The organism is Nostoc parmelioides FACHB-3921, assembly GCF_014696625.1.
GTDB classification, from domain to species: domain Bacteria; phylum Cyanobacteriota; class Cyanobacteriia; order Cyanobacteriales; family Nostocaceae; genus Trichormus; species Trichormus parmelioides.
The window spans coordinates 1-26,779 of the sequence record NZ_JACJQL010000065.1 but is presented as its reverse complement, the minus strand read 5'-3'; the positions used below and the strand labels follow the sequence as shown (position 1 = coordinate 26,779).

Below are 26,779 nucleotides of genomic sequence, written 5' to 3'. Positions count from 1 at the left end.
TCAGTTCGATTGCTTATTTACCCCCAATCTTCAGTGGGAGGTTCTCCAACAAAGATTGCACCTCGTTGAATTAGGTCTTCTTTTATCTGTTTTGAAATTCCTTGATTGTTTCCAAATCGGGCTTTTTCTACATTTGCACCACTCAGATTGGCATCCTGAAGGTTGCTACCAATTAGATTGGCATTTCTCAAGTTAGCATTTCTCAAGTTAGTACCACTCAGGTTGGATTGAGCCAGCATTGTATTACTCAAATCAGCATGGTTTAGGAAAGCACGGCTCAGGTTGGCTTTGTTCAGATTTGCTCCTTTCAAATTGCCATACCTCAAGTCGGATTGATTGAGCTTGGCTTCAGTTAAGGTTGAATGATTGAGATTTACACAATTTGCACTAACATTGCTTAGGCTAGGATTATGTAATGACATTTTCTCCGCTAAGGCAATCAGAGCATGAGCGCGATTTGACTCAGACTGAATTTCTCTGATGGCGGCGAGTGCTTCACTTAACAAATCAGGTGGCAGTTTCTGTGCTAAGTCTCTCAGTGCATCGGCGCGATATGACTCAGGGCGAATTACCGTGGCGGCGGCGAGTGCTTCTGGTAACACAGAAGGCAGTTTTTCTGCTAAGGCAATCAGGGCATCGGCGCGATATGACTCATCATGAATTTCCCTGATGGCGGTGAGTGCTTCACTTAACAAATCAGGTGGCAGTTTCTCTGCTAACTCTTTCAGTGCATCGGCGCGATATGACTCATCATGAATTTCCCTGGCGGTGGCGAGTGCTTCACTTAACACAGAAGGCAGTTTATCTGCTAACTCTCTCAGGGCATAGATGCGATTTGACTTATCCCGAATTTTCCTGACGGCGGCGAGTGCTTCTGGTAACACAGAAGGCAGTTTCTTCGCTAAGGCAATCAGGGCATTGGTGCGATTTGACTCATAGTGAATTTCCCTGATGACGGCGAGTGCTTCACTTAACAAATCAGGTGGCAGTTTCTCTGCTAACTCTCTCAGGGCATTGTCACGATGATACTCATGATGAATTTCCCTGATGGCGGCGAGTGCTTCTGGTAACACAGAAGGCAGTTTCTGTGCTAAGGCAATCAGGGCATGGACGCGATTTGACTTAGGTTGAATTTCCCTGATGGCGGCGAGTGCTTCACTTAACAAATCAGGTGGCAGTTTCTCTGCTAACTCTCTCAGGGTAGAGGCGCGATTTGACTCATCCTGAATTTCTGTGGCGGCGGCGAGTGCTTCTGGTAACACAGAAGGCAGTTTCTGTGCTAAGGCAATCAGGGCATGGACGCGATTTGACTTAGATTGAATTTCCCTGGTGGCGGCGAGTGCTTCACTTAACAAATCAGGTGGCAGTTTCTGTGCTAAGGCAATCAGGGCATGGGCGCGATTGGACTCATCCTGAATTTCCCTGATAGCGGCGAGTGCTTCACTTAACAAATCAGGTGGCAGTTTCTGTGCTAAGGCAATTAGGGCATCGGCGCGATTGGACTCATCCTGAATTTCCCTGATAGCGGCGAGTGCTTCACTTAACAAATCAGGTGGCAGTTTCTCTGCTAATGCAATCAGGGCATCGGCGCGATTTGACTTAGGTTGAATTTCGCTGATAGCGGTGAGTGCTTCACTTAACAAATCAGGTGGCAGTTTCTCTGCTAACTCTCTCAGGGTAGAGGCGCGATGATACTCAGGCTCAATTTCCGTGGCGGCGGCGAGTGCTTCTGGTAACACAGAAGGCAGTTTCTCTGCTAAGGCAATCAGTCCATAGGCGCGATTTGACTTATGCCGAATTTTCCTGACGGCGGCGAGTGCTTCTGGTAACACAGAAGGCAGTTTCTCTGCTAACTCTCTCAGGGTAGAGGCGCGATTTGACTCATCCTGAATTTCCCTGGCGGCGGCGAGTGCTTCACTTAACAAATCAGGTGGCAGTTTCTGTGCTAAGGCTCTCAGGGTAGAGGCGCGATGATACTCAGACTGAATTTCCCTGGTGGCAGTGAGTGCTTCACTTAACAAATCAGGTGGCAGTTTCTGTGCTAACACTCTCAGGGCATGGGCGCGATTGGACTCATCCTGAATTTCCCTGGCGGCGGCGAGTGCTTCACTTAACAAATCAGGTGGCAGTTTCTCTGCTAACTCTCTCAGGGGATTGGTGTGAGGATACCCACCCCGAATTTCCGTGGCGGCGGCGAGTACTTCACCTAACAAATCAGGTGGCAGTTTCTGTACTAACTCTCTCAGGGCATCGGCATGAAGATACTCATCCTGAATTTCCCTGATGGCAGCCAGTGCTTCACTTAAGACAGAAGGCAGTTTCTCCACTAAGGCAATCAGGGCATCGGCGCGAAGATACTCAGGCTGAATTTCCCTGACTGCGGCGAGTGCTTCACTTAACAAATCAGGTGGCAGTTTCTGTGCTAACTCTCTCAGGGCATCGGCGCGAAAATACTCATCCTGAATTTCTCTGGCGGCGGCGAGTGCTTCACTTAACACAGAAGGTAGTTTCTCTGCTAACGCTATTAGGGTGGAGGCGCGAAAATACTCATCCTGAATTTCCCTGGCGGCGGCGAGTGCTTCACTTAACACAGAAGGCAGTTTCTCTGCTAACTCTATCAGGGTAGAGGTGCGAAAATATTCATCCTGAATTTCCCTGGCGGTGGCGAGTGCTTCACTTAACAAATCAGGTGGCAGTTTCCGTGCTAAGGCAATCAGGGCATCAGCGCAAAGATACTCATCCTGAATTTCCCTGGCAGAGGTGAGTGCTTCACTTAACAAATCAGGTGGCAGTTTATCTGCTAAGGCAATCAGGGCATGGGCGCGATTTGACTCATCCTGAATTTCCCTGATGGTGGCGAGTGCTTCTTTTAAATTAATCCAGTCTGTGTTGCTCAGAATGGTGCTTTTTAAATCAGCACCACTCAAATTAGCACCACTCAGATTAATGCCAGATAAGTCAACTTCGCTTAGGATTGCCCCACTAAGATCGACACCTGAAAAATTATTTTCACCTGCATCTAAACGACTCAAAAACTCTTCAACATCCATACTAAGTTTTGTAATGGAGGGCTGGAGTTAGTGTTCCCAAAAAAGATTGAGCCATTGATACGCAATAGAAATGCGAGACAGTTGCTTGTAAACCATTGATAGTCTTGGCTGTGGCAAATAAAAGTAAGAAATTGGGGGCTGGATTTTCTTTCTTTTGAAAGTATTATTTCTCTCTGCTCTCTTGAGGCGATCGCCCTCTACCTCGACCTCTCAACAAGCTTACGCCACATTACCTACTTCAAAGCCTTATCATTAAAACAGTTTAGCGACTAATTAAATTCCATGTCTTACTTTTTTACTTGTAAGTACTAAATTGATCCCGAAAACAGATGTTTTCGGCTTGCTATTTTTTAATACTTAGCCTTTACCAAGGGAAATTGGGCTATGTCGATCTAGGCGGGTCGCGGCACGGATGCGGGTTTCGAGCGTTATCTTAACAATTAAAGAAATGATATTTTTCTGGCAATAGGCAACTCCTCACCGTAAGCGATCGCTTCTAGCACGGGTTGTAGTTCATCGCCTCAGTTAATATTATTTAACTGGGTAATATAATCCATCTTCACCAAAACGCCAGCCACGAGAACCGGGATCTCGATGTCGGCTCCATGATTCAAACTCTGACGGACTTTTGTTTTCTCGTTCTCTGGAAAGACTTAATTCATCAACACCCAATCTTCGAGCTAGATTTTCCCCAGCCAAGGATTGAATTTCCACTGATTTAGCATGGAACTGATGAGATGATGATGAAAATTGCCTTCTGCCTGTATTTCCTTGTTGTCGAAGCTGCCCCAGTGCATTGTTGAGTTGGGCAAGGTTCTTGGCGACAGTTTCTAACTTTTCTTCCAGTTTATTTAGTTGTTGCGCTTGTTGCTGGGTGGATGTTGATTCTATACCTTGTTCTATACTCTGGGCGAGTTGCCCTAAAACAGTTTCAATTCGCTGTAAGCGATTTTCTATACTACTTTCTATACTCGAAGTGTTATTAACCTGATTTGCTTCCAGTGTTGAGAGTCGGTTAATTATCTGGTGTAGAACATCTTCTATACCGTTTTCAACAACTTCTGTCTCTCCTAGTATATGATGCAGACCATGAACTACCAACTCTGTTGCTGAGGTGTTGCGCTTTTTGGCCTCGGCTCTGAGTGATTCAACTAAAGATTTGGGAAGTTTAAAATTTACCGATTCCCGATCTATAGCCATTAAAACACCCACGCTTCAGCAATACTCATCTTTAGTTAGCTTACAGCTTGTTGGTATGTTCGTTGAAATTTTTGCCTTCAACCGCATTGTAACAAAGATTTCGGGTAGCTTGTATAAGCTACACCTATTCTGATACCTTCAGGTGATCATATTAATCATGCAGTAATGTCAAAAAACCCTCAAGGACAACCTAATTGGCAACCTATTAGCAGACTGCCCCTCATCGCACAGATGATTGAGCAAGGATTGTCAGATGCTCTAACCCAGTACCAAAACTTACAAGAGGCTCAGAATCGTCCCCATGTTCTTGATGATTACACAGTAGGGCGAGTAATTCAGGTGTTTGGGGAAGAAACGTTGTCTAATTGCTGGTGACTTGCCATTGAGATAACGAGCGCAAACATTGGTATCTAATAAATATCTCACACTATTTCTTCCCTTATCTCAAAATCACCCTCAGAATCGATAATAATCGGGTCATCTTGGCAGATACCATAGGTCTGCTCAAAAAAACCACTTGGCCAGCCCAATTCTTCTGGTGTTATCACTGTTGTCGATGACTCTAATTGTTGATAAATCACCATCACTTCTATTTCCTTGTCCGTTATACCCAGTGGTATCTCTAAATGCAAAATGCCATCAGAGCCTACATGAGAACATAACTTGATACTTTGCATTGTTTTCTCCAAACCACTGAATTTATTTTAAAGTTTCTTCACTAAGACATATAGTTTTTTACTCAACACCCTCAACAATAGGAAATAAAGGACTTCCAGGCGACCATAATTCTGTACTATTTGGGTTTTCATCATAGAGATATACAAATTTAGGGATGGCGTTCCACAGACCGCAGGCAATGATGCTACGCCCCACAGGAAGCGATCGCCTGGAGAAAATTCACAATTAATCTTCCTGGGAAGCTGAAGCTTGTTCCTTAGCTACAGCTTCAGCAATAACCTGCCGTAGCCATTCGGAACGATTTTTCTTAGCTCTCACATACTGATCCAAATCCTCTGGAAGCATAACGGAGATAGGCTTTGTATCATGCTTTACTCCTACCCCTTTTGGTTGGAAGCGAGTTTCATAATCTTTTCTCATAATTGTTAGCTCATTCTCATAACCATAATCTAACACATCCCGCATATATGCGGCAACATATTAGTTATTTTAATAGAAAATTATTGCTAAAACACTTGATAAATCCGCATATATGCGGGATAATAATGATATAAGGAAATAGGAAAAGGAGCGCCACAAAGACTCCCGGTAACGGAATCGAACCGAAGCGTGAAGTTAAAGATGTAGCGCCAGTAACCTAAAGCCTTAGACAACAAAAAGAGTGATCCCGACTGCGAATCTTGATCACTCTTTTTGAGTTTTAAACACTAAAAGGATTGTAACACATGAATTTGTTTTCTAACACCCTCATATTTCACTCAGAAATAGAAGCGCAATTAGTAGCAGAGCAAGTTTACAACTGTCATCTTGAAGGCAATCTTTTAATCGTTCCTTTTCAAGAACAAAGGGCAGTAGATTTAGCAATTAGTTTAGTTGATGTTGACTCACCAATAGTTGAAGGTGCAAGCTGTTTGCTTCCATTTCCCAAGCATGAGCGTGAATGTTTTGATGATGATGCACCACAGATTTATGTAGCTTGTCTATCTGCTTACAACAACAGCTTTTTACACGGGATGTGGATTGACTGTACACAAGATGCTTCGGACATTCAAGAAGACATTGAATGGATGTTATCTTGGTCGCCCTGCCGTAATTACGAAGCCTGTGAGGACTGGGCAATCCATGATTTTCAGAATTGGCATGGTATTCACCTTGATGAATACGAAAGTATAGAAAAACTAGCCGAACTTGCTCAAATATTATCAGAGCATGGCGCAGCCTACGCAGCTTATTATGAATACGACAGTAGTGAAGCTAGTGTAGAAGATTTTCAAGAACATTATTGGGGTGAGTACGAAAACGAACAAGACTTTGTTTATGACCAACTCGAACAACAGGGATTGATTAAGAACTTAGAAGATATGGGTATTCCTAGCTTCTACCTCGATTTTGAAGCAATAGCCCGTGATTGGTTTATTGACTCCTACTATTCAGTAGAAGAAAGTTATAAGAAAGTCTACGTTTTTAGTCGTCACTAATAAAATTAAGGGGGTAGTTAATAACTACCCCTTTATATTTAAAAAGTGACTAATTGACAAATTAATTTTGATAAAAATCATTTGTCAGCTTGAAAAACAGCCTCTTTAATTAACGTTGACGATTGGATTTTTTTGGAGATGTTTGTTTAATGTAATCACTAGGAATGACCACAGTTTTTTTATCCAATCGCAAAAGGTAACAGTAACTTTTGGTATTGGGACAGGCGATCGCAGAAGGGAAGTTAAGACCCGAAGCGAAGCCCAAGGATAAGTAAATTGCAAACGATCCCAGATAAACTAGCCAGCCTGACCAACCAGACCCAATCCACCGAGCAAAATAAATTAAATTTACTCGGAATTCGTGAGAGTGCTGACTTCTCAATTGGGCTTGTTTTTGTTCAGCTTCAATCCATTGCTGAGATTGATTGAGTTTGTCTAAAGCTATCTGGATAGCCCGAATGTTGGCTTTTGCCTCAATAGTTTTATGTGCCTTGACCTCAATCGTGCGTTTTTCTTCAACTATTCGGATATTGACCCATTCTCCGATGTCGGTGGCAAGCTCATTAAAGGCGGCTGCAACGGGAATATCGGGGAAGTCTGCTTTTTTCCCATGACTTTGGCCTTAAATGCCTCTCGTAGTTGCTGCCACTCCTGTTGAAATTGGGGCGATCGCATTTCCTCTAATAAAGATTGCAAATACAGTTTGGGTAGTCCAGCCATATCACCTTTAGCTTTCTGTCGCACCATTTCTCTGATTAATTCTCGCTCTTCCTCACCTAACAAAGCGGTAGTATCTCCAAGCTCTTGCAAAAGCGCATCAGTATCTACATCCGCTTCTGGCATAGAGTCATTGGTACTTAATCCAAAATGCTGTGCCACTTCCTCAACGGATTTACTTTGCTTTTTAATTAAATCGCCAGCCTCAAGGAAGCGATCGCATTCAGCCTGAGAGTATTCATCCTTTTCTGATAGCCCACAGGACTGTAATACTTGCATTGTTTCTAGCAGGCTGAGTTTAATCCCTTTGTCACGGGCCTTAGCTAGTAACTCAGTAGTATCTAAGGGTTTGGACTTCCTTTTCTTCTTACCTTCTGGAGCATCATTTTCTGGGGTAGAAGATGTATCAGAGTTCTGTTGTTTGACTAACTCAACCGCTTGTTGAAAATCGACCGCCGCAATTTCTTCATCGCCATACTCCTCTTTATCCACAGGCAACCCGCAAACTTCCAGAGTTGCATTCACATCTTCTGCTGATAAAGCATACATATTCTGTAAGGCCTCTTTTGTATAAGGCATATTACCCCTCACTAATTAAATAATCCTTCAAAAGTGCCGTCATCTTCGTGATGTATCAACTGCTCTAAATCTGGCTGCGAAGCATGGTCTGATGCTTCAGGAGCAGTTAATGGTTGCAAATCAAGCTCAACCTTTGGTGTTTTGGTCACTGGTCGAATAGGTTTTGTAGCTGTGGCAGGCTGTAATACAGCATCTTCTAAATCCAGACCGAAACTTTCAACCAGATAGCTAATATGCAGCTTTAAGCGATAAACCGCGTTCTTAGCAGACTGCTTTAATTCCTCATCTGAACACCCTGCATTCCTCATTGCAAACGGTAGCCAATAGGCGGACAGGGCAGAAAATAGTTTATCTCTCTCGCTCAGAACTAAATTCTCCTTGGCTTTGAGAAAGTTGACTAAGGCAACATTAGATTCTTGAGCTTCCAACGCAATACGGCATCGGTACTCGATTGGCTTATCCATTGGCAGTACCTACCTGTACTTTATTTTGCCTCATACTGTTACCACACAGGTAGAAAAATAATCCATAAACATCGGTTAATCGGTATTGCAGGGATTTGGCAGCCACTTGAGAGAAATTACTGGTGATTTGTGATTCCAAATGATCACACCAGTTAACTGTAGTTGCCGAAAACAAGTTATTTAGTTGAGAACGAAAATAGTGAGCAGTACCACCACCAATAATTACTTCATCAACATCGCGGGGAACTTGCAACTTTAACCAATTGGACAACATCATCCAGTATTCTTTTCTGCCGTTAGTCACAGCAGTTTTAATTGTGGCTAACTCATGTTCTTTGTAAGCAACATCGACAGCCGCCAATTCTTCTAGGGCTTTAGGATTAATATTTCGCCCCGCTTTACAAATTGCCGCCGTTAACTGATGGGCATTCAAGCCGGATGTTTGCGCCATTACCGATTCAATCATTTTGGAGAATCCCAACGGTTCTGTTTTCCCCTTGCTCATTTCCCCGCGTTCAATCACTAGGATAGAAGTATCGCGGTATCCCAGCATGATCACAGCAATGGTCTGGTCTTTGATACTAGAACCAGGGGCGCGACCTCTAGTTAGGATACCTCCACCTTCCGGTAAGCAGATAAAAGCATCCACTACAAAGGATTTGGACTGTTCTTTGAACTTATAATCAGCTAATGCTTTGGTGATTAGCTCCCCAAATAAGGCCCTATCTTGGTACTCACCCCACGGAAGTAAAATACCTAATCTGATTGAGGAGTTATTTGGTAACTCATGTTTATCTGCGATCGCTCCTACCATCGCCAAGACTTTAGGTAAAGCTAATTCAAACTTGCGGCGTTGCAGTTGCAAATCTGCATTAAAGCGCTTTCTTGCTAAAAAGCCCACAGCTTGGAAGTTGTCTTGATATTCAATCCAAGCACTATTCTCAGGGGAAGAGCTACCCACTTTACTTTGTTCATAAGCTTGTAAACTTTCTAGAGGGACTGTAGCGACTTCCGGCTCCATCAAAATCAGTTCTGGTTTAAAGCTTTCCAAGGTGTAAAAACATTTGAGAAACGAACCACCCGGATCTACTGCCAGCGTTAATGGGTTCATAAAATTTGATGACTCAGTAGATGAAAATCTTGGTAACAAAACACATCAGCGTGCGCTGCCTGTTTTATGTGAAATCTATGGTAAACTCTCGTGATTCTCATGTTAATACTATGTGAAAACTATGTCATTTTTATGGGAACTCTAAGTTTCTTAACATGGAAGCAATGTTAAATCCTTGGTAAAACTATGGCAGTTTCACGGCAAATTCATGTCAGTTTTATGTGAAAACCATGTCACCACCAAAAAATAAACTTTTCGCACAGTACGCAAAAAAGTTTTGCCAGAAAAAAGCACTTGTTTTAAAATTTAGTTGGGCAGAGAAATTCTGTATTAACTAATATAAAGTTTTGAATTACAAAATACTACATCAAGTAAATGCTTCGCTTTTGAAGACCCAAGCGCATCAAATGATGTCGATGTGTTATTGGGTAAATAGCTGTTACTGGAGTAGTCAATCATTATCCAGAAACAAATCTTCTGCTGATGTAGTAATTCGAGTAGCTGATTTCCAACAAGTTAACTGGGTAGGGTTTAATTTTTGTAAATACCATAAACAGGCAGTAGAAATATTTCAGATATTGCCTAAGAGTGAAAAATTCTTTTGTGAGCTAAAGCCCAACTGTTGCGCCTCATTTAAAGTGTGGTGTGTTGATGAAATTCACTTTGAAAACTTAATAAGCGAACTCAACAATTATGCAGATATAGAACTTGAATTTATCATCAGCAATCCTCATCAAATACCTGAACTGTTCCAACCTTTAAACCTGACATTCTATGAGAGGAGTGTTCAGTGCTAACAGGAAAAAACACAGAACCCCAGCAAGCAGTACATTACTTCATGGAAGGGTATTACCAAGAAGGTGCTTCACGCTGGTGTGGTAAAGGTGCGAAGAAATTAGGATTGTCAGGAGCAGTGGATGATCAAGAAACCTTCTTCAACATTGTCAATGGGTTGTCGCCTGATGGCAGCCAAAACCTCTGTGCCAGAAAGTTAGACTCTTCACAACGACGAGCAGCAACAGACTTTACTTTCTCTGCACCGAAGAGTGTGAGTTTGCAAGCGTTGGTAGATGGGGATGAAAGGCTGATTACTGCTCATCAGTTAGCAGTGCAAAAAACCATTAAACTGATTGAGGAACGTTATAGCTACACCAGAGCCACAACCGAGAAAGGGCAGCAACTAATCAGCACTAACAACCTAGTCATCGCCGAGTTTGACCACATCGAAACTAGGGAACTAGATCCGCATCTCCACACTCATGCTTTAGTCATGAATATGACGCAGCTTGAAACTGGTCAGTGGTACAGTCTTTTCAATGATGAGATTTTCAAAAATAAGAAGTTTCTGGGCATGGTGTACCAGAACCACCTAGCTCTTGAGGTACAAAAGCTAGGTTACGAGGTAAAAGCAAGAGAACACGGGCAGTTTGAGATTAAAGGCTTTCGAGATGAGGATTTAAGAGAGTTTTCTAAACGACGGCAGCAGATACTGAATGCAGCAGGGGAAAACGCAACTTGGGCAGAGCGAGAAGCGGCTTGGACTGCTACTCGTAACATCAAGCAGAAAATCAACCCGAATGAGTTGAAAGCAAAGTGGCGAGAGGAAGCGGCAGCACTGGGTATCCAATTTGTAGAACCTCTTGAGGCACAGCCGGAGCTACAGCCCCGGTTAGTGAGTTATGAGAATTTAGAGGAGGCGATCGCTCACTGTTCAGAAAGAAATGTAGCTTTTACTCAAGAAGACTTAGAAAAATTCATTCTCAATCAAGGACTAGCCACAGATGTAAGCCTTATCGAGCCGTTAGTTAAAGCTAACTCGGAATTACTCAGCTTATCTCCCGAAAAGCGCGACTTTACAACACTCGCAGCAGTTAATCGAGAACTGGCAACTATTAAATTGATGCAGTCTGGGCAAGGTAGAGTTAGTCCTCTGGCTCACCCGGAAGTAGTGGAAAACCATTTGGAAACAACTGCTTTGAACCCGGATCAGCGTCGAGCCGTCCTAGATGCGGCAACTACAACTGACCAATTTACGGCATGGCAGGGGGTAGCCGGTGCTGGTAAAACTTTCGCTCTCAAGGAGTTGAAGGAAATCGCCACCACTTCAGGCCATACCATTAAAGGCTTTGCCCCCAGTTCGATGGCTGCTAAGGTTTTGGGTCAAGAGTTGGATATCCAAGCCGAAACTGTTGCTAGGCTGCTAGTTTCTGAGCCACAAGCAGAAATTGAACCAAATCAAATTTGGGTGGTGGATGAAGCAGGGTTACTTAGTGCCAAAGATGCCCTTGCTCTTCTAGAACGGGCAACCCTTGAGCAAGCCAGAGTTTTGTTAGTAGGAGATACAAAACAGTTATCAGCAGTAGAAGCTGGCAACCCGTTCAAGTCTTTGCAACAGGCGGGAATTAAGACCAGCCACTTAAATGAATCTTTGAGGCAACGTGCGCCGAAGCTGAAATTAGCAGTAGACTTAATTGCTGATGGTCAAATTGAGGAAGGATTTAACCGTTTGGATGAAAACGGTTGTATTGAGACTGTAACGGCAGAATCCAAAATTGCGGCGATCGCCCGTGACTATATAACAGCCACACCCGAACAAAGAGCGCAAACCCTCGTATTAGCTGGAACCAATAAAGAGCGTTTGGCAATTACGCAAGCGATTCGGGAGCATTTAAAAACTGAAGGTAGTTTAGGGACTGCGACCACCATCACCCAACTGCAAGCCAAAGACTTAACTTCCGTGCAAATGCGCTACACCCATAACTTTGAATTGGGTGATATGGTCATGCCCACTCGCAGTTCCAAACGCCGGGGGTTGGAGAAAGGCCAATTATATGAAGTAGTTGGTAAGGATGATGACGGGCTAAGACTCAAAGCTCCTGATGGGCAACACTTTCAGGTAGACACGGGATTTAGGAAAGCGGTTTACCAACGTCAACTCCTTGAAATTGCCCTGGGCGATCGCCTACGCTGGACAAAAAATGATCGTCAATTAGGACGACGCAACGGTCAGGAGTTTGTAGTTAAGGGCATTGCTGGTTCTAACGCTCAAATCGAGTATTTAGATAGTGGTCAAACTGAATTTATCAACCTACAACAAGCCCAACACTTGGATTATGCAACAGTCAGCACTACGTACAGTAGCCAGGGCAAAACGGCAGACCGAGTGCTGATAGCGGCGGATTACACTATTGGGCAAGAAAGCTTTTATGTTGCAGTTAGCCGTGCTAGGTATGAATTAAAACTGTACACGGAAAATAAAGACGATTTACTAGCCCTAGCGCAGTCAAGTAGGGCTAAGGAAAATGCACTGGCGCTACTACGGCAGAAAGAATTAGAGAAGCAACGCCAGTCAAAACTAGAGAAAGAAAAGGTTACATCTACTGCGATTGTAGCGAAGGAACCGCGAAGCCCAGGAGCAGGGGAGCAGGGGAGCAGGGGAGCAGAGGAGAAATCCTATACTAATTCTTCCCCTATGCCCCCCAGGCCCTCTGCCCCAGAGCCTACTTCTACTCCCAAACTTGTTATTAAAAAACCAATCCCTAAAGCAGCACAGCCAAAAGTAGCCTTCTGGACTCCAGATAATGTGGCTGAAACGTCCGAACAGCTAGACTCCCAACACTGGCGAGAATTGGTATTTGGTAGTGCCATTCACCCTCTAATTGCTGCTTGTAATTTTAAAAGTCTGCACCAAACCAGAGATTGGGAGCATGAGGCTTGGGAATATCTGATGTACAGTGAGCATCTGCCACGCACGAACACAGGTAGATTATCGTTGGGAATCATGAGTAAGTATACTCATATTGAAGATGGCGGCTGGTGGTGTGATGCTGGCGTTAATCCCAAGTCTTTTGCTAACTTACAGCCTGGAGATAAACCTGATAGAACATTGTGGGGATGCTACAAACCGAATAACCCCAGAGAAAAAGCTGATAAACCCGGCAAATTTATTAAATATGAACATCCGCCCAAAACTGAACTTAGTATTTTCTTGCTTAATGTACCGGATGAGGTAGCAGACCGTATCTATGAAAAACATGGGGTACAGCCAAGCGAAAGCGATCGCTCTTGTGGATTTTGGTATTGTGTTTGGAAGCATAATCTACCAGTCACGATCACTGAAGGAGCCAAGAAAGCAGCCAGTCTGTTAAGCCAAGGTCATGCTGCAATTGGACTACCCGGAATTTATGCTGGTTATCGCAGTAAGGATGAGCTAGGGGAAAAGGTGAAAGCTAGACTCATGGACGAGTTAGCTGTTTTCGCCACACCAGGGCGCGAGTGTACCTGCTGCTTTGATTACGAGACGCGACCGGAAACTAAGCAGAACATAGAGATTGCTATCTCACGTACTGGTGGGCTACTGGAGGAACAGGGGGCTAAGGTCAAAGTGGTAACTTTGCCAGGGCCGGATAAAGGGGTTGATGATTTGATTGTGTCTCAGGGGCCACTCGCATACGAGAATGTATATTACGAAGCATCAACCCTCAAAGCATGGCGAGATAACAATAATCAACAACGACATACCCCACCAACACCACCTAAAAAATTAAGCGACTTTGAACGAAAACAACGACTTCAAGAGCGTTTTTCTGGTGAACTGACTCAATCAGCATTTAAGAAAGTAATTGATGGACTGACTAACCAAGAGCTACTGTATTTAGAACAAGCTGTTAAGGAATATTTTTCACAGACAGTAGCACAAGTTCCACCTCCAATTGATAGGCCAACTATTGAAATTCAAATTAGCCAGTTACAGCAACAACTTGATAGCTTGTGGATAAAACACAGCCAACAAGAGAAATCTATCAGAACGATGGAGCTTATTCCGCTTCATCAGTTGAGTAATAAGTATGAGTTAATGCTAAATCAGCAATTAAATACTATCGCCACTATCAAAGAATTATTTACTCAGAAACAGCAATTAGAATCAGATATATCCCAATGGGAAATCCAGGCTCAAAATCATGAAACCTGGAAGAGAGAACCGAAAACTCTAGAGATGAGTACCATTTATAATTTACTCAAAACTCCTCAATTACAAGAGCGTTTAACAACCATTAAAGAGACACAAAAACAGAGAGAACGAGAAGTTAAAGCTAAATTGACTATATCCCGTCAACAATCTCCACAACCAAGACGAGGTTTTAGAAGATAAAATTAGCGTCTAAGTTTTGATGATTGTGAGTGAGATGGTGCTTGAGGTTTCAAATAATTATGAACAACAGTTTCTACTTTGTTGAGAGATTCAACGTCGCTTTCTGTTGCAGCAGTTGTTAAGTCACCTTCTACCATGACAGGTCTACCATCTTTAGCTGTAATCGAAATATTATTACCCTGTTTATGAAAGTTAAAACTTTTACTTTCATAAGTCATTGAACCATCTGCATTTGTTTGACCAAAAAGACGCAGCATGGAATCAACACTTTTAGCAATGGCTTTCCCTTTAGCCTCCATCACACTATTTGTTACTTTCTCATAGTTCTGCTTAACAGTATGATTGAGTGCAGAATGTATATCTCCAACAGCTTGAGTTACTTGCTTGTGAACTGTATTTACTTCTTCAGAAATTTTGCTACTAACAGCACCTAAAGCGCCTTGATGACGTTCTACACCCTGCTGAAGTTCATTCTGTACAAGCTCCTTAACTTCACTAATACCAGTTTTGACAACATCGGCTTGTGTTTTTAAGTCATTCTTCATCGCCTCCATTTGAGATTGCATTTCTGTTTTTAAAGACTCAATCTGATTTTCTAGTTGAGCCTTAATTTTATCCATCTTTGGAGTCAGTGCCGATTGAATTTGTGTCTTAATTTCCTCTAGTTTTGGAGTTAAATTAGATTTAACTTGTTCATACAAGCCTTGGGCAGATTTTTTGACATTAGTTTCGAGTTTACCTATCCAGTCTTTCAAAGATGGGTTCTGTACATGGGGAGTATTACGATTATTAACTGCCGTTAAACCTTTCTGTAACTGCTCAATTGTTCTCTGTTGTGTATCAAAAGCTGCCTTGAGGTTGTTAAATTCAGTTAATAGTGCATTAATCTCTTCTGGAGATTTCTGTTGCTGATTACTGAAATTATCAATTACTTTCTGTTGTGATTCGACCTGTCGCTGTAAAGTATCAACTTGACTTTGTAAATCTTTGATACTAACTGGTGATTTCTGAAGAGATTTAGCGACATTCTTAGTTTGGCTAGTAGTTAAGTTTTGAGCCGTCTTAGTAGCTAATTCCAGCTTATCTGTTATAACTTTTCCGTCTTTGACATGAAAAGCTTTGTCCTTACCAATCATAATTCGGACAGAACCTTTCAGTTCTTGAGGAGAATTGATAGCTTTTTGCAACTGCTCTACTAAATCTGATTTGACCAGATTTATCGATACTTCACCATGAGGATTACCTTTATACTGGAGTTCTCTACCTACAAAAATTGATATATCCTTATTGGCATCTGCTCCTTGAAATTGTCCTTTCTCCATAACTTTTTGCAAGATATCATTGAGGATTTCTAAATAATCTTGCTGTATCTGTTTACTTTCGGCTTTAATTTCATCCATGATTCTCTACCTGTAAAACAGAATTTAACAATGCGGTTGGTTCAATGACTACATCTGGTAAAATCACTCCACCTAATCGATTAAGAATTTCTTGACCTTCTACTTGGATATAAGCCCACTGATCATCAATCTGCACAGCAATAGACTTTGTATTAAGGTTTAAATCATCTAGCCTATAGTCCTCTAGTTCTCCATTGACAATAAACACATGAGGACTGGGGGTATTGCCGTAATAGATTTCAATCATTTCTGGGATATAGTTGTCGGGAAATGGTGGTTCATCCCAAAATTCAGCCGCGTTCATAATATCAATTCGATGTTCATTAGCTAAGGCCGCAATATCTAACGGTAGTTTAGCTAAAAGACCTAATTCATAATCGGAAAACTTATTCATCTTCTCCACCTAAATTTCATTCTGCATAATCTTTTCAGCTTCCGCCTTTTCTTCTACTAAAGGCAATAACCTTTCGGCTTCTAATCTTCTGATTTCCAATTCTTCACCAGATGGCTCTCTCAATGTTGATTGAGCTATGAATTTTTGCTGTAATTTGTACCATTTCTCTACACTCTCTACTTCCGAATTTCTATCAGTTTTGGGAATTTGAATTTGTTCTAATAGTGGTAGCCCTACCTCTCTGCCTCCTCTAAATCCAGGGCTAACAATTATGGCTCTACCTTCTGGTAACGAGTTAAATTGATTAATCTCAAACAAGTTTCTAGTGCTGTTTTGTTCAGATAAAGATGTGCTGGCTCCTCCTTTCCCGCCAGAGGTACGAGAACGTTCTTTATGCTTAATTTGTTCATCTCCTAAGAAGTTACTAAACCTTTGTCCAGCTACATCATCTTGGGGATTAAAAAAGGCTTTTGTTGCACAACCACCAAAAATAGCGTTAGCAACTTCCTCTGAATATGCTTTTTCAAGCTGTGAAATATTCTGGAAACCCAAAATAGAAACTAAACCATCTTCTCGGTTCTGATTCAGCCAATCTACTAAAGCAGGAAGGAACAAAGTTGGTAATTCATCTAATGCTAAAACTAGGGGTTCAGTTCTTTTTTTAGCTACATTTCGACTTACTAAAAGATGCAAAATGGAAACTAAAAGTGGGGCTATGACATCCCGTTTTTCTTTGTCCATGCCGAAGATAACCATCTTCCGTCCTGTCAAGTCCAAGGGAATATTTGTTGTTCCACAGAACGCAGACAAGGTTGATGGAGTCATAAAGCGAGTGAACAACCCGCTTGTTGTACCAACAATGCTGGAGGCTGTTTCTGGACTACCAGCTACAGATAAGAATTGGTCAAAGGCAACTTTCACCCAAGGATTTAGGTCAGCTTGCTGAATGCGGTCAATCAGCCTGGGTAAACTGAGAAGTTGATGGCACATCATAATGTCCGGGAAGCTTGTACCGCGTGCCAGCATAAAAATAGCCTGTGCCAGCTGATCTCCTGCATTCGCAAAAAATCCGCTATCGGAAGAGTCGCCGCTTGTTAGCTTAAAATTACGGTTCAGGACGATAGCTAACTGACGTGCCATCTCTGCATCAGTCGGACTGCGGAGAAAATCAAGGGGATTTGCTACTCCTGACTCTGGAAAACCTGGAGACAGTATTGTTACTTCATAACCACGCTCTGCTGCATACCCTGCCAGCTTGGGCGCTTGTCCTTTGGCTTCTGCTTTTTCTGACTCTTGATGACAATATTTATAATCGTAGATGATTATTGGTAGCCCCTGGTCGATGGCGGAACGTATCAGAGGATTAATCATGGAGAAGGTTTTACCAGACCCCCCACTTCCAGAAACTAAAATGCCACGCTGCACATCTGGCAAATAAAGCCTGTTTTTATCTTCTGGAATGTTGGTAATGCGTTTGTTGCCGACAACTTGGAATTTAGTACATCTGGGTGTACCGATATATAAAGCTACTCTATTATGTCTGCGTTCAGTAATCTGTTTACAGGCCAGCTTACGAGCTGCTGTTTTCTCCCTACTTCCTGCCCATCGCGCCCGTGCTAACTTGTTTGATGCCCCTCGCCCTTCCATTGACTTGGCTAACATCAATGCTCCAACACTTACAAGTAATGCCAAGCCCATTGGGGAGAAGAAGGCATCGTAGAAGTTTTGGGCAGGGGAGGTTGGGGAGGTGTGGGGGGTGTGGGAAGATAAAGAAAACATTGGTCGAAATTCAAGAAAATGGAAGAAAAAGGGAAAAAGTATTTTAAAACTCATGAGGATTTAGCTATTTATCAATTAGCATTTGAGACTGCAATGCAAATTTTTGAATATTCTAAAAAGTTCCCAGTTGAGGAAAAATATTCATTAACCGACCAGATACGTCGCTCTTCTCGCTCAGTCTGTGCAAATTTGGCGGAAGCTTGGAGGAAGCGGAGATATAAAGCGGCTTTTGTCGCAAAGCTGAATGATTGTGAGGCGGAGGCAGCAGAAACTCAAGTTTGGTTAAAGTTTGCTGTGAAATGTCAATATCTCACGGTCGAACAAGGAAGAGAACTCTATGCTCCTTACAATCAAGTCCTCAGTGGGTTAGTCAAAATGATTACTCATCCAAATGATTGGTTACTTGACTAACTCCCCACCCCTCCCACACTTCCCACACTCCCCCCTCCTGCCTCAACGAAAAAACTATTATCACAAGCGAGATTCTCACCCCCTACCCAGAATGACTAAATCATTCTCTTGCACTGGAACCCAAGGAACTGGCCCGATAAAGTAAGGAGTACAGGATTTTCCACCTAAGAAGAAGTTCATACAGACCCGAAAAAATAGCCCAAAGTTAGCTGTCCCCGTGGATTCGTTTACACCCGTAAGCACAACTTTGAAACCTGAACCATAAACTAGCCTACCTGTAGGTTCTTTACCTCCGTTAACACGTTGCAATATGCCAAAACCACCATCTACTTGTTGTGAGGAGCCAGAAGCCCAACGCTTACCGTAGAGGTTGCCTTGCTGTCCGGCGACATCCCCCAATTCTAAGTAAGGACACTCTTGACCTACTCCACAGGCGACAACAACAGTTTTATCAGAACGAGTGACTTTACCAGACACAAAGTAATTCTCTCTTGCCCTTGAATCCCCACGCTCCGATTTTCCTAGAACCACAGAGGCTATACCTACTACATCAAGCCCAAAGTTAATTGGCTGAGGCATTTTATCAAAGGGGACTTTATTTAAAAGTGGCACTTGATTAATAAAGCTTTGCTGCCAGTTTTGAAATTTACTGATTCTTGTTTCCGTCAATTTTGGGATTGAGGTTAACGCATATTTGCTCAAATCTAATTGACTTAATGAAAGTTTACTTACTTTAGTGTTGTAATTTAAGGCTTGTGAAAGTGTCCCGCCTGTATAAAATCCGGCTTTTTGCAGTAAGTCCTGAATCGGTTTAATTCTCCTAACATTAATATTTCTTAGGCTAGGAATCGCTTTGACTAAAGACCCTATAGTTTGCCACTTCATCAACCCAAAATCTTCTAATGTCAATTGATTATTTTGGTTGACACTTCTTGAAGCTATCATTTGTAATGTGAATTGACTTTGTGCAAAGGCTTCATCCACATCCCCTAACATAATTACAGAATCAATATTCTGTCCGGCTGACCAAGAACGGGAGAGGTTATAGCCTAATTTACTAGCAATATCTGGAGTTATATTGATATATCCCGGCTCCTGAACTGGATTTAAGCTACTCCAGCTTATTTTCGACCAATCGGGAGATTTTAGTTGATATTTACCTGATGTGTAAGTAACTGTGGGAATCTCTGCCACTGCTGCCCTTGGCAATTCTAACAATGACACAGCAAGTAAAGACGTAGATACTATTGATAAAATAGCTTTTTTCAAAATCATTAGTTTTGCCCCCATTGGATTAATTTATTGAAGAGTTCTTGGGGAATACCTGATAATTTAATAGCCTCGTCTCTCGCTTTACCCCTTCTGAGTAAGCGGATAGTATCTTGTGCTTTACGCCATTCTCCAGACTTAGGTTTAACTACACCGTTACTAACGGCTACCCCTAATCCATAAGCCACAGCATTAGCATCATTTCTTTTTAATGCCGTACCTACTTGTAGAGAATTGGTTGCTGATAGATTTACTTTGCTTTCAGGGGTTCTTTCTACAGGTTTATTAGTAGTTCGCCGTGATAAATTTTGATTAGGATTAATTTTTGCAGCTGTCGAAACTCTTGAGCCTGGGGCGTTAAGAAAGTTATTATTGACTACTTGTTCACCTCCCCTATTCCTCCGCTCCCCTGCCCCTCCGCTCCTACTCCCAGAACTTGGCACTGGTCGAGAACTAATTGCAGTTACAGGTGGTTTTTCTACTAACAGAGTCCTGGGTCTGTCAGAGTCCGGTTTAATAATTAGGGCTGTGTATTCTGGTTTACCTCCAGCCGGTGTTAACTTGAATTGATAGTGTTTTTGACCTTCAGCACTAGCAGTAATTACTGTAATTACTGTACTGCCATCTTGACTAGAAGTTAAAGATGGGAAACTAATCGGTTTTATCTGCCTCAAAAATAAAACTGTAGCTCCTCCAGTTCCGCAATTCTCATCATTTGATACCCCGCGTTGACATAAGCTGCCATTTGAAGTTAGGGCAAAACGTGATGGATCTCCTAGCCAGACTTGTTTGATTGTTTCACCTGTAGGAATGAAGTTAATGGTTAATCCGTAACCACTCCATACTTTTAAATCAATTCCTCTACTATTGCTTCCTTGAGCATCCTGTGAATATACATTTCTGGCTGGTGGTAATGCTGAAGATATGCCAATATTACCACCGATAACTAACGTAGTTGCCAGTAAAACAGCTAAACTTTTCATATCGAAATAGACTGATTTACAAAAACTTGTACTTGCTGTCCTGCTTCAATTACAAAGACTTGTTGTTGCTGCTGTAGCCCTTGTATTTGCCGCTCGTTTGAGTTTTTCATCCTGTCTAAAATTTCATTGATACTACCTTGAGCAAAACCTGCTACTAAATCTTTTTCACCGTTATTTGTAGTGGTAGTGGTCGTACCTAATGAACTAATTGTTGTCTCTGAATTAGCTCGATTTTGAATTTCCGCTACCTTAGATAAACCAGATAGCAAGGATGCCATCAGTGAAGAACCTAAATTATCCCCACCTTTACGCGATTGGGCTTTTAGTAAATTGCCGTTTTTACCTAATACCAAAATAGAATTTGCTGGCAATTGTCTTTCTTGTGTTGTGCCACCACTATTAACCAGTGCAGCTACCGCCGTCATTTGGGCTATTTCTGAATTCGTTGGGTTAACAACAGCGACAATATAAGCACTTTTGGGTAACACTTCTTCTCCATCAAATGCTTTCAAGGGTTGGGAGAGCCTAATTAAAGAAGTCTGCCCTTCCTGCTGATTACTGACACTACTACCTACCCAAGCAATAGGAGTTTCCATCACCCCGGCGGCACGAGTCCCCACTAGTACCCGTTTGCCATCATAATTAATTGGTGGTTGAGAGGAATCTTGATTTGGGTAAGAAGCATTTACTGGTCTAACTCCTGTGCCTCCCTCTACTTGGGCGTTTTTTAAATCTGGTTGTTCATAGTTTGATTCACCATTACTAGAGTCGCTAGAGGAGTAATTTCCTACATTTGCTGCTGCTAACCATTCCTGCATCGGGTCTTTGGGGGTGGTTCTCACCAAAGGTAATGGCTGGGAACTGCTAACGTTAGGTCTGACGGTTACAGGTTTCGGCTGAGGCGCGGGGGGTGCAGAGATAGGGGCAGGAGAAAACGACTGTCTAGGTATATAAGCAGCCTGATAGCTTCTACTTGGTCTGGTTACGGGAGCAGGGGGCGGTGGCACTTGGTAAGTTGTTGATTGCCTTGGTATTGGCTGAGTTCTCACAGTAACGGCAGTAGTTGTAGGGATGGTTGTTGGTGATGGTGTAGGTGATACATCCCCATGATCTTTTTTACTAATGGCTTGCAATTCACCTTTTTGGGAAGTGATAGCTATTGCTGTTTTTAGCTCTCCTTTCTCATTTTCTTCGGTGTCTGGTTTCACCTCTGGAGTAGTTTTTGTGTTTTGTTCACTTTGATTATTACTGGATGAATTTAAAGCTCCTGTTAATGTGCCAATCATCGTTGCAAAACTGAGAACTAACAGTAACACTCCACCGGAGATTGTTAGTCCTTTTAATAAAGGATGTCCAGCTACTGGACGAGTAGTAACAACTTCCTCTGGCTCACTTTGTGGTGCATTGACTGTTGATTCTGCTAATTTTGTTGAATCAGCTTTCATCTCTGCGCCATTCATCTGTGCAAATTCTTGGCTACGATTGTCCGTCTTGGGAGTAGCTTCTGAATTTGGATTATCTGCAACCTGACTCGACATAAAGCTACCTTCCTAAGTCTAAATCTTGAATACGGTACACTTCCATTCCCGCTTTTCGCGCATTGTAAGCAGCTAAAAGTTGTTCTGAAGGATTGTTTGGTAATGGTGGGGTATCAATTGCTCTGACGAAAACTGTTTTGTTAAAACCAATTGCTTGACCTGATTGGTCTTTTCCTTTAAAGACCACCAAGTTAGCTACCATATCTACTCGCCATTTCCCTTCTGATATTTTTTCAGGAGGTGTCAAATAACGCACTAATAAGGCTGATTGTGTATCACCAGTAAATACATCAGATGGTGTCAATCCGGCTATTTCTCTTAAAAAACTAGCACGAAAATCTTCTGATAATGCAAACCCTGCACCCCAGGTATTTGTAGTTAGTTTTTTATCAGCTATCTGTACACCAGTATCAAGCTTTAGATTTCTTGGGTCTAGATTTTCATCTGATGATTTTGGTAGAGCATTCCAACTCATCAAATTCATCATTGTCCGACCCACAAAATCCATAATTGCTTTGTCAGTACGCTCTTTCTCTCCGATTGGAATTGCCCTGATAGATGTTCCATCTTGCAGTTCAACTAGAGTTGGCTTACTGCTGGCAATTTTACCTAATCTACCTGAATTAGCTATGCTGATTAAAAAAACAAATATTAAAACTATGGTCTGTCCTATTGATAGTAAAGGGGCAAAATTTATTTCCCTTTTATCTAGTAATCTCATCTAAATACCCTCCCTGAGACTAACCTGCCACTACTAGAGAAACAGGAAAAAGCCGCCATCCCTCCTCCAGAACCAATTGCTAATGCCAGAATTGGAGATAAAATTGCTTGTACTAGCTGTAAGAACAAGGGATTATTATTACTAGCATTCACTATTGCGCTGGCAGCAATTCCACAAACAATGGAGTATGACATTAATACTAAAGTCAGTGATAACCATCCTGAAACCCAAGCATAGATTGGTTTAGCTCCAAAGGGAAAAAGTGACAGTACTAGAAAGATAGGGGCGATGTAAGCATTTAGTAGGAATGCTACTTGAACCACATATTGAAAGGCTGCTTGTAAACCACTAAATATAATCCATGACAAGGCTTGCACCATTGAATTAATAGTCTGCCCAGCTATATCTAATGGATTCCAGCTATTTGAATAGGAAGGTAATCCATATTTTTCTTTATATTTTTGAGCTTGCTGTTTAATTTCATCAGCTTTCTCTTTCTGACATAATTCTCGTGGATTTACTGGATTTCCTTGCGTGTCCTTTCCACTTGTAGGCTTTTTTTCACATTCTTGCATTTGTGCTTGAACTGAAAGAGCGAATGCCTGATCCATATTAGCAGTACGAATAGCATCTCTTAAAGTAATGCCATTTCTCGTAATACTTAATACTTTGTCATTTAAGCCAACTGCTACATTACGAAACATCAGAGATGTACTCGCTAGTAATTGTCCATTATTAACTGTTAACATTAGGCAGACTAATAATGGATAGACCATCTCGTTTATAACTTCATTACTAAATCCTTCCTGAGTTAACCTAGAGTACCAACTTAATGACCAGAAGGAAACAAATACAACTCCACATAAAGCAGCTACAGCTACTACTGCTTTGAAAACCTCACTATTCCCACTAGCTAAATCTTGCCAATCTTGATTGAATGAAGATACAACCATGCGAGAGGCGTTAATAGCACCATCTACTATATCTTCTGCATTCGTATCTCCGGTCACTGCTAGTAAATACAAGAAATTAGTTAAATTATTTAGCATTGTTCTGTTCCCAAAAAGCATCAGCGAAAGCAGCCGTACCTATAATTTGTTTGGCACTTGAATTACTATTAGCTTGTTCTTTTCTAGCTTGCTCGTCTAACCTACTGGAAATGTCACTCAAATTGATATTGGCTGCTGATAAGGCTCTAGTCTGTTTTTGTGATTCGCTGTGAATTGATTTAGTAATAATTGTTGTTTGCAAATTCTGGACTGCCATCTTTTTTAAAATGTCTTGAGTAATGACATCGTTTTGTACCGCATCAGCATTATTAGATGATATTCCTAACGCTTCATTACTCATTTCGGCTTCTTGTGCTTGAATCTTTTGTCCTTCTCTACCTAGAACTGATTGAGAAAGACCATAACTATAAGATTGATGCCAATTCCTTTGAGCATTTTCGCCTTGAGTTTGAGAGTCAGTTTGAACTAAATCAGTATCTTGCTGTTGAATAATTACTTTAATTTTTTTACCTGCTTTTAAGGGGTCAGGTATTCCTAAATCTCCTACTGTAGAACTGATAGCGTCGCTTAAATCACCGTTTAATTCTTCCCACTGCTGACTAAATTCTTGTTTTTGTTGTTCAATGTATGTTTGTAAACTAACAATAACTTGCTGAAGTTGATCCAAAAAAGAAGACCCTGCCTGAGCAGGTAAGGCTGAAAATAAAATAAACAGAACGACTAAACTAGTCAAAGCTGCTAAACGGTGGTAAATAGGGGCTGATATCAATTGGCTGAGTGATTTCATATAAATTCTCCAAGGAGACTGTAAAAGATTTGGGAGCGCAAGCAGATATTACCTCTACTTTATTTCCTGACAGTTTTTTACCAGTAACTATTATTGGTGCTGGAGGCTGTTTATTCGTTACTTTTGATAGTCTTTCAAACAAACTTCCCTCATATCTAGGATTATTTGGAATTAAAGATGCTGGCTGAGAATACATTAAAATATAATCCTTATCAGCCTTAAATTTAGTATTAATTCCTGGCTGATTTAATCTGAATTTTGACTGTTGTAGCATCAGTCCAGCATAATAATTTGATTTTAGAAATCTATTACTTAACACCTCATTACTTGCATCTTCTATAGATTGTTGACAAGCTTGCTCTTTCTCAGCAATATACTTTTCATGCTGCTGTTGATTCCATTTCCACATTTCAAATGACAGTCCTGCTCCTACAACTCCTAAAATCGCCAGCAAGACTTTATATTGTGCCAATCCTGTAGCAATTTCCAACTTTTTCATAGAGGCTTACCTTGCTGAATACATTCCACATAGTAGTTAGCAAATTCGGCTACCCATTTGAATTTGTCTGGGTACTTTCTTTTAAATCTGTCACGGGCTGCTTGCTCTTCTCTGCTATTAGCAACTAACGCCAACATTGCATAAGAGGGATAGTAACGGCAGCGTACATACTTGTTGTTGTAATCTAACAACCACAGTGTGTATAACTGTTTAATATTGGGACGAAAACTTTCGTTTTTATCAATAATGTCTTTTGGAATTCCTAAATGTTCGGTAAAGCTTTTAGCTGCCCCAGGAACTATCCGCCCAATTAAACGGCAGGGCATATTTTGCAAAATCTGCTCCCCTGCTTCTGAATTAGCGATGGAAAGAATATCTTGTGCTGCCAGCATTACTCGACAGCCGCCTTTACGGGCAGTGGCACATTTACGCCCTACTAACCTCGATAAAGCCGCAAATCGCAACAATACACTGGCTTCATCCATGAAGAAAACGCTATTGGGTGCTGATAGGGATTGGCGGGAGGCGGCGATATATGCAGACATCCCAAACACTTCTGCATCTTTGCTTGACTGTAAGTTGGTCAGTGCAAAAGTGATGAGCTTGGCATCAGTATTAAAGGTGGAGGGACGACAGATGGCATTGCCGATGCTGCTATTTCTCCAATACTGAAAGCGTAGACGAATGTAGTTCAGCGCTCTGTCAACGTTTTCATCTTCATAGCCCAGGCTGATATGCTCTTTGCTGAAAAAGCGTTCCATGTCTGCGAGTGTTGGTGTATCGTCCCAAGCAGCAGAACCTAACCCATCTTTCTTTGCTTTAGCAAAGCGCCGTTGAATATCGGCATGATCATAAAAGGCTTTTGTTCCTAATGGTATTAAAGACTCTATTGTTTGGGATAGGAATCCATCGAAGGTTTGAGAACCCAAAACCAACTGAAGAACAATCAAGTTCACATCATTTCTGTGGGCTTGCAATCTATCTTCCCATTCATCTGGGGGGATTTTTGATAAGTCCAAGGGTTGCACTAAATTATTGGATTCTTTGGAAATATCAAAGTAAAAGCCGTTGTGATAAGGTGTGTAGTCTCCAAATGTTCCTGTCCCGTCATCATTTGGCAGGTCAATCATTAAGACGCTCATGTCTTGAGCTTGGCACTCGCCGATGATGGATGATACCAAAACTGATTTTCCTGAGCCTGTTGTCCCCAATATCAAGATATTTTTGGTTTTTGATAAGTCAAGATGAAGGGGTGAATCACTCTCATCGGCGATTAACTCGAATCCTTGCTCGTCTGCGGGACTGTTCTGTACTATATTTGTCAGTCCTAAGATTTCACTGGCGAAAAAGGTTAGCCGCCGATTGTAGGGACGTAACAGTATTGGTTCTAGCCTGATTAACAAAGTCTGCAACCAGATTAGCCACGCATATTCAGATTCACGGGTTAGCTCTTGTGACTTGAATGAAAAAATGAGCTTTTAGCTCACATTATGCTTCACGAAGCAGATATCCATTTTATACTTCGCAAAAATAGTGAAAGTAGAAAATTTATTTTTCCA

24 protein-coding genes are annotated in these 26,779 nt (G+C 41.7%); 5 read left to right on the top strand and 19 right to left on the bottom strand.

The window, feature by feature from the left end:
• Positions 1-17: 17 nt before the first annotated feature.
• Both H6G14_RS26770 and H6G14_RS26765 read right to left on the bottom strand, forming a co-directional pair.
• Entirely contained in the window at positions 18-3,050 is a 3,033-nt protein-coding gene (locus tag H6G14_RS26770) for a pentapeptide repeat-containing protein (protein ID WP_190571231.1), read from the bottom strand.
• Between the two features lie 531 nt (positions 3,051-3,581).
• Positions 3,582-4,250: a hypothetical protein gene (locus tag H6G14_RS26765; RefSeq protein ID WP_044520323.1), complete on the bottom strand. Its 669-nt coding sequence runs from the start codon at positions 4,248-4,250 to the stop codon at positions 3,582-3,584.
• Positions 4,251-4,415: 165 nt separating this feature from the next.
• Here H6G14_RS26765 and H6G14_RS26760 point away from each other — a divergent pair, with 165 nt between their 5' ends.
• Positions 4,416-4,625 carry a hypothetical protein gene (locus H6G14_RS26760; protein ID WP_242053762.1) on the top strand — a complete coding sequence of 70 codons (210 nt, stop codon included), beginning with the start codon at positions 4,416-4,418 and terminating at the stop codon, positions 4,623-4,625.
• Between the two features lie 47 nt (positions 4,626-4,672).
• Here H6G14_RS26760 and H6G14_RS26755 read toward each other — a convergent pair whose 3' ends face one another.
• Genes H6G14_RS26755 through H6G14_RS26745 form a run of 3 tightly spaced genes read right to left on the bottom strand, consistent with a single transcriptional unit; the run spans position 4,673 to position 5,348 of the window.
• Positions 4,673-4,927, bottom strand: a complete 255-nt coding sequence (locus H6G14_RS26755) for a hypothetical protein (RefSeq protein ID WP_190571229.1) — start codon at positions 4,925-4,927, stop codon at positions 4,673-4,675.
• 58 nt (positions 4,928-4,985) lie between these two features.
• Positions 4,986-5,123 (bottom strand): hypothetical protein, encoded by a 138-nt coding sequence (locus tag H6G14_RS26750; protein WP_190571227.1) that lies wholly within the window; start codon positions 5,121-5,123, stop codon positions 4,986-4,988.
• A 30-nt stretch (positions 5,124-5,153) separates the two neighbouring features.
• Positions 5,154-5,348 (bottom strand): ribbon-helix-helix domain-containing protein, encoded by a 195-nt coding sequence (locus H6G14_RS26745; RefSeq protein WP_190571224.1) that lies wholly within the window; start codon positions 5,346-5,348, stop codon positions 5,154-5,156.
• A gap of 305 nt (positions 5,349-5,653) precedes the next feature.
• Here H6G14_RS26745 and H6G14_RS26740 point away from each other — a divergent pair, with 305 nt between their 5' ends.
• Positions 5,654-6,406: an antirestriction protein ArdA gene (locus H6G14_RS26740; RefSeq protein ID WP_190571222.1), complete on the top strand. Its 753-nt coding sequence runs from the start codon at positions 5,654-5,656 to the stop codon at positions 6,404-6,406.
• 276 nt (positions 6,407-6,682) lie between these two features.
• The gene (locus tag H6G14_RS26735; protein ID WP_190571220.1) at positions 6,683-6,835 is read left to right on the top strand and encodes a hypothetical protein; all 153 of its coding nucleotides are present in this window, start codon (positions 6,683-6,685) and stop codon (positions 6,833-6,835) included.
• A gap of 90 nt (positions 6,836-6,925) precedes the next feature.
• Here H6G14_RS26735 and H6G14_RS26730 read toward each other — a convergent pair whose 3' ends face one another.
• Genes H6G14_RS26730 through H6G14_RS26720 form a run of 3 tightly spaced genes read right to left on the bottom strand, consistent with a single transcriptional unit; the run spans position 6,926 to position 9,277 of the window.
• Positions 6,926-7,702, bottom strand: coding sequence for a hypothetical protein (locus H6G14_RS26730; protein WP_190571219.1), 777 nt, complete (start codon positions 7,700-7,702; stop codon positions 6,926-6,928).
• An 11-nt stretch (positions 7,703-7,713) separates the two neighbouring features.
• Positions 7,714-8,166: a hypothetical protein gene (locus H6G14_RS26725; RefSeq protein WP_242053760.1), complete on the bottom strand. Its 453-nt coding sequence runs from the start codon at positions 8,164-8,166 to the stop codon at positions 7,714-7,716.
• A complete protein-coding gene (locus tag H6G14_RS26720) occupies positions 8,159-9,277 on the bottom strand; it encodes a ParM/StbA family protein (protein ID WP_190571216.1) in 1,119 nt (372 codons plus the stop codon). The genes H6G14_RS26725 and H6G14_RS26720 overlap by 8 nt, the downstream gene beginning before the upstream one ends.
• 790 nt (positions 9,278-10,067) lie before the next feature.
• On the opposite strand from H6G14_RS26720, the gene mobF reads away from it, so the two are divergent.
• A complete protein-coding gene (gene mobF, locus H6G14_RS26715) occupies positions 10,068-14,429 on the top strand; it encodes a MobF family relaxase (protein ID WP_190571214.1) in 4,362 nt (1,453 codons plus the stop codon).
• 2 nt (positions 14,430-14,431) lie between these two features.
• On the opposite strand, the gene H6G14_RS26710 is transcribed toward mobF, so the two are convergent.
• The 3 genes from H6G14_RS26710 to H6G14_RS26700 are packed head-to-tail and all read right to left on the bottom strand — an operon-like array spanning position 14,432 to position 18,002.
• Positions 14,432-15,829, bottom strand: a complete 1,398-nt coding sequence (locus H6G14_RS26710; protein ID WP_242053755.1) for an apolipoprotein A1/A4/E family protein — start codon at positions 15,827-15,829, stop codon at positions 14,432-14,434.
• Positions 15,822-16,223 carry a hypothetical protein gene (locus tag H6G14_RS26705; protein ID WP_190571212.1) on the bottom strand — a complete coding sequence of 134 codons (402 nt, stop codon included), beginning with the start codon at positions 16,221-16,223 and terminating at the stop codon, positions 15,822-15,824. Before H6G14_RS26705 ends, H6G14_RS26710 begins: the two co-directional genes overlap by 8 nt.
• Positions 16,224-16,232: 9 nt before the next feature.
• Entirely contained in the window at positions 16,233-18,002 is a 1,770-nt protein-coding gene (locus H6G14_RS26700; protein WP_190571210.1) for a type IV secretory system conjugative DNA transfer family protein, read from the bottom strand.
• Positions 18,003-18,020: 18 nt separating this feature from the next.
• Between H6G14_RS26700 and H6G14_RS26695 the strand changes: the two genes are divergently transcribed.
• On the top strand, positions 18,021-18,413 hold the full coding sequence (locus H6G14_RS26695; RefSeq protein WP_190571208.1) for a four helix bundle protein: 393 nt from the start codon (positions 18,021-18,023) through the stop codon (positions 18,411-18,413).
• A gap of 75 nt (positions 18,414-18,488) precedes the next feature.
• Here the strand turns inward: H6G14_RS26695 and H6G14_RS26690 are convergent, their stop codons facing one another.
• From H6G14_RS26690 to H6G14_RS26655, 8 genes are read right to left on the bottom strand one after another with little or no spacing between them, the layout of a single operon-like run.
• Positions 18,489-19,703 carry a hypothetical protein gene (locus H6G14_RS26690; RefSeq protein ID WP_242053749.1) on the bottom strand — a complete coding sequence of 405 codons (1,215 nt, stop codon included), beginning with the start codon at positions 19,701-19,703 and terminating at the stop codon, positions 18,489-18,491.
• Positions 19,688-20,665 (bottom strand): hypothetical protein, encoded by a 978-nt coding sequence (locus tag H6G14_RS26685; protein ID WP_010994097.1) that lies wholly within the window; start codon positions 20,663-20,665, stop codon positions 19,688-19,690. The genes H6G14_RS26690 and H6G14_RS26685 overlap by 16 nt, the downstream gene beginning before the upstream one ends.
• Positions 20,662-22,203, bottom strand: a complete 1,542-nt coding sequence (locus tag H6G14_RS26680; RefSeq protein WP_190571207.1) for a TrbI/VirB10 family protein — start codon at positions 22,201-22,203, stop codon at positions 20,662-20,664. Before H6G14_RS26680 ends, H6G14_RS26685 begins: the two co-directional genes overlap by 4 nt.
• A gap of 4 nt (positions 22,204-22,207) precedes the next feature.
• Entirely contained in the window at positions 22,208-22,924 is a 717-nt protein-coding gene (locus H6G14_RS26675; protein WP_242053743.1) for a hypothetical protein, read from the bottom strand.
• Positions 22,921-23,973: a type IV secretion system protein gene (locus H6G14_RS26670; protein WP_190571205.1), complete on the bottom strand. Its 1,053-nt coding sequence runs from the start codon at positions 23,971-23,973 to the stop codon at positions 22,921-22,923. Before H6G14_RS26670 ends, H6G14_RS26675 begins: the two co-directional genes overlap by 4 nt.
• A complete protein-coding gene (locus tag H6G14_RS33750) occupies positions 23,963-24,721 on the bottom strand; it encodes an AI-2E family transporter (RefSeq protein ID WP_242053741.1) in 759 nt (252 codons plus the stop codon). The genes H6G14_RS26670 and H6G14_RS33750 overlap by 11 nt, the downstream gene beginning before the upstream one ends.
• A complete protein-coding gene (locus tag H6G14_RS26660) occupies positions 24,660-25,220 on the bottom strand; it encodes a hypothetical protein (RefSeq protein WP_190571203.1) in 561 nt (186 codons plus the stop codon). Before H6G14_RS26660 ends, H6G14_RS33750 begins: the two co-directional genes overlap by 62 nt.
• Positions 25,217-26,623 (bottom strand): helicase HerA domain-containing protein, encoded by a 1,407-nt coding sequence (locus tag H6G14_RS26655; protein ID WP_242053739.1) that lies wholly within the window; start codon positions 26,621-26,623, stop codon positions 25,217-25,219. The genes H6G14_RS26660 and H6G14_RS26655 overlap by 4 nt, the downstream gene beginning before the upstream one ends.
• Positions 26,624-26,779: the final 156 nt, after the last annotated feature.